Source organism: Eubacterium sp. ER2, from assembly GCF_000765215.1.
GTDB classification, from domain to species: domain Bacteria; phylum Bacillota; class Clostridia; order Lachnospirales; family Lachnospiraceae; genus Claveliimonas; species Claveliimonas intestinigallinarum.
In genome coordinates this window covers 1-3,226 of record NZ_JPJE01000020.1, presented here as the reverse complement: position 1 = coordinate 3,226, position 3,226 = coordinate 1, and the positions used below count along the sequence as shown (strand labels likewise).

General features: G+C 50.9%; 3 protein-coding genes. All 3 read left to right on the top strand.

The genetic code is table 11. The features are described from left to right. Positions 1–116: 116 nt before the first annotated feature. From istA to NI21_RS0108015, 3 genes are read left to right on the top strand one after another with little or no spacing between them, the layout of a single operon-like run. Positions 117–1,676, top strand: a complete 1,560-nt coding sequence (istA, locus tag NI21_RS0108025) for an IS21 family transposase (protein WP_033125734.1) — start codon at positions 117–119, stop codon at positions 1,674–1,676. Further along, on the top strand, positions 1,673–2,464 hold the full coding sequence (locus NI21_RS0108020) for an ATP-binding protein (RefSeq protein ID WP_033125733.1): 792 nt from the start codon (positions 1,673–1,675) through the stop codon (positions 2,462–2,464). The genes istA and NI21_RS0108020 overlap by 4 nt, the downstream gene beginning before the upstream one ends. Then, a complete protein-coding gene (locus NI21_RS0108015; RefSeq protein WP_033125732.1) occupies positions 2,461–2,805 on the top strand; it encodes a hypothetical protein in 345 nt (114 codons plus the stop codon). The genes NI21_RS0108020 and NI21_RS0108015 overlap by 4 nt, the downstream gene beginning before the upstream one ends. Positions 2,806–3,226: the final 421 nt, after the last annotated feature.

Here is a 3,226-nt window from a genome sequence, read left to right as displayed (position 1 = left end):
CCCTGCCGCTAATTCTGTACCATCTTACTGGTTGGCTGTACCAGCCGTTAAAGTTCTCCTTATAATGATTGTGGCACACCTAATGTGTGACTACTATTATAAGGAGGGCGATAATCATGGTAGATTATCGAGAAATCCTGAGGCTTCATAATCTCGGGTATTCACAGCGGGTGATCACATCATCTGTTCATAGTTCCCGCAGTACTGTCAAAGAAGTAATCGACTTAGCCAATGCGCTGAAGATCGAGTGGCCTCTGGATGCAAATGTTACTAACTCAGACCTGGAGTTACTCCTGTACCCTGCCCGGGCAGAGAAGAATTCCAACCGTATGCCCATTGACTTCCCGTGGATTCACAGGGAACTTGCAAAGAAAGGCGTTACGATGACACTTCTTTGGACAGAGTACTGCGAGCAGGCTTATGCCGCAGGGAAGCAGCCGTACATGAGTACACAGTTTGGTGACCTCTACCGCAAATGGGCAAGAGTCAGCAAGGCAACCATGCGTATTTCCCGAAAGCCTGGAGAGACCTTCGAGGTTGACTGGGCTGGTGCAACCGTTGACATTCACGACAGTGTTACCGGCGAAATCACTCCGGCTTATCTCTTCGTGGGAGTATTGTCTTGCAGCAGCCTTGTATATGCGGAACTCTGCCGGGATATGAAGTCGGAGAACTTTATCCTCTGCCATGTCCATGCCTATGAGTACTTTGGTGGCGTAACCCGTTTGGTTGTGCCGGATAACCTCAAGACCGGAGTAACCAAGAATACCCGTTATGAAACCGTCATTCCCAGAGCCTACCAGGAAATGGCCGATCATTACGATACGGCGATTGTCCCGGCCCGGCCAAAGGCTCCTGACGACAAACCAAATGCAGAGGGTTCCGTGAAGTTTGCCACGACCTGGATCCTTGCTGCCATCAGGAATTATCACTTCCTCTCTTTTGAAGAGGCTTATGCCACCGTAAAAGAGAAGCTTGAGGCTCTGAACAATAAGTCTTTCAAGACCCGGAAAGGGAACCGCCACACGGCATATGAAGAGGAAGAACGCAGTTTTATGCATCCGCTTCCTCCCGCACCGTACGAGCTGGCTACATGGAGCACAGCGAAGATCCACAACGACTATATGATCACCGATGGCCTCAATCGTTATTCGGTGCCCTTTGACCTGATCGGCGAGACCGTAGACATCCGCACTACAAGAGATACCGTGGAAGTGTTCTTCCGTGGCGGACGCGTTGCTTCCCATGTGCGCTTAAAAAAGGCCCAGCGCGATGCTGTTATGGTGCCGGGACATATGCCGGAAGCACACCGCAGATACCTCTCTTACAACAAAGACGCTTTCCTCTCATGGGCTGAGTCGGCAGGCTCCTCTGTTTCCGCAGTGATCCGTCAATTCCTGGAAGCCGGGAAGGAGCCGGAGCAGGGCTATAAATACTGTGTAAGCCTTATGAAGGCTGCAGACAGATATGGCCTTGCCCGTGTGGATGCCGCCTGTGAACGTGCATTAGCCTTTTCATCGACACCTGCGCTGAGGAGCATCCTCACCATTCTCAAAAACGGACAGGATAAGATTCCCCTCAATCAAGCCGCTGAAGCACCTGTGCCGAAAAATGGCACCCGCCATGGGATCACACGAGGCGCTGATGCTTTCCGGAAAGGGGGTGCAAACATATGATCAACCAGTCAACGATTGATACCCTCAAGCAGATGCGGTTCTCAGCCATGGCCAAAGAACTGGAGTCCCAGCTGAGCGATCCTGATACCTACAGCAGTCTCGGCTTCGAGGAGCGGATCGCTCTCCTGGTCGATGCAGAGTGGAACCGCCGCCAGGCCAATAAGCTCGCCAAATGCATCCGTGATGCCGGATTTTCAGCGCCAAATGCTTGTATGGAAGAGATCGAATACCATCCGGACCGTAAGCTGGACAAGACGCAGCTGACACGCTTCTCCACCTGCAAGTATATCGATGACGGGCGGCATATCATCCTGAGTGGTGCCTGCGGCAGCGGCAAGACGTACATTGCATGTGCACTTGGCAATGCTGCCTGCAGAAAATTTAAAAAAGTACGTTACGTACGCCTTCCTGAGCTTCTGGAAGAACTGAATGTCGCTAAGGGCACTGGTGAATTCCGGAAAACCATTGCTTCTTACCTGAAAGTGGATCTTCTCATCCTTGATGAATGGCTCATCCGCCCGTTGGTACAGCAGGAATCCTATAACCTGCTTGAGGTTGTGGAAGCACGGATCAAAAGCCAGAAGGGATCCATGATCTTCTGTTCCCAGTATCATACGGACGAATGGTATGGCAGGCTCGACCCTGCGTCAGCGGAAGGGAGCCCGATTTCCGAAGCGATCATGGACAGGATCATCCACAACGCCTATGACGTTTTTATTGATGGCCACGTCTCCATGCGAAAACGCCATGGGATCCAGACATCCGGAGAGGATGGTGATGGCAAATGATCCGGGATGATTACACCGCATGGGACGAATGCCCCGATGTTGATAACTGCGAACTGATCCAATCCTTCCTGGAACTCGTAGACTCCATGGTGAAAGACATCCAGCATCTGAAAGCTGAGACCGTAAAGGCCAGATATGAATTGAGCCAGAAGCTTGATCCGGAACATCAGTGGACCACTGGCGCTGATATTCTTTCTGATCTGGATACCCCGCATTACGATAACCTGGCGTACCAGGAGTACATGAGGATCTACTATGATGGCGGAGATCCAATGTCATTTAAGGAGCATGTGGATTCCATGATAAGGATTGCCCAGGGTCAGGATGACGACCGGTATTAAGTTGTCAAGGTAATAATCTATAGTCATCAGCGTATGCGCTGGAATGACTCTATGTAAGATGTCCTGAAAACATCAGGTCATCGGCTGTGGAGTCAACGCTCCATCAGCACAGAATGCGTTTGCTTTGTTTAGCTGTCATTCATCTGGCAGGATGGCACTTGTCAATGTCGTAGTTGCGTCAGCGAGGCGATAACAGCCATTGCAAGCTCCATTCTCGCCAGATACCGTCTTTAGGCAAAGTAATCGAATATCGAGTGGATCAACCATCCGGAAGGATGGTTCACTTCACCGAAAAAGTGGTTCGCATCGTTGGCAAAGTGCAGTTGCCGACCGGTACAGCCAACCGGCAAGGCGGTACTCTTGTTTCGGCAGGGTGGTACAGTTAGACCGTGCAGATGGTACTAATTCACCGTTATTTACA

Coding starts and splice junctions, on each gene's coding strand:
- istA (WP_033125734.1), top strand. CDS start 117: ATGGTAGATTATCGAGAAATCCTGAGGCTTCATAATCTCGGGTATTCA.
- NI21_RS0108020 (WP_033125733.1), top strand. CDS start 1,673: ATGATCAACCAGTCAACGATTGATACCCTCAAGCAGATGCGGTTCTCA.
- NI21_RS0108015 (WP_033125732.1), top strand. CDS start 2,461: ATGATCCGGGATGATTACACCGCATGGGACGAATGCCCCGATGTTGAT.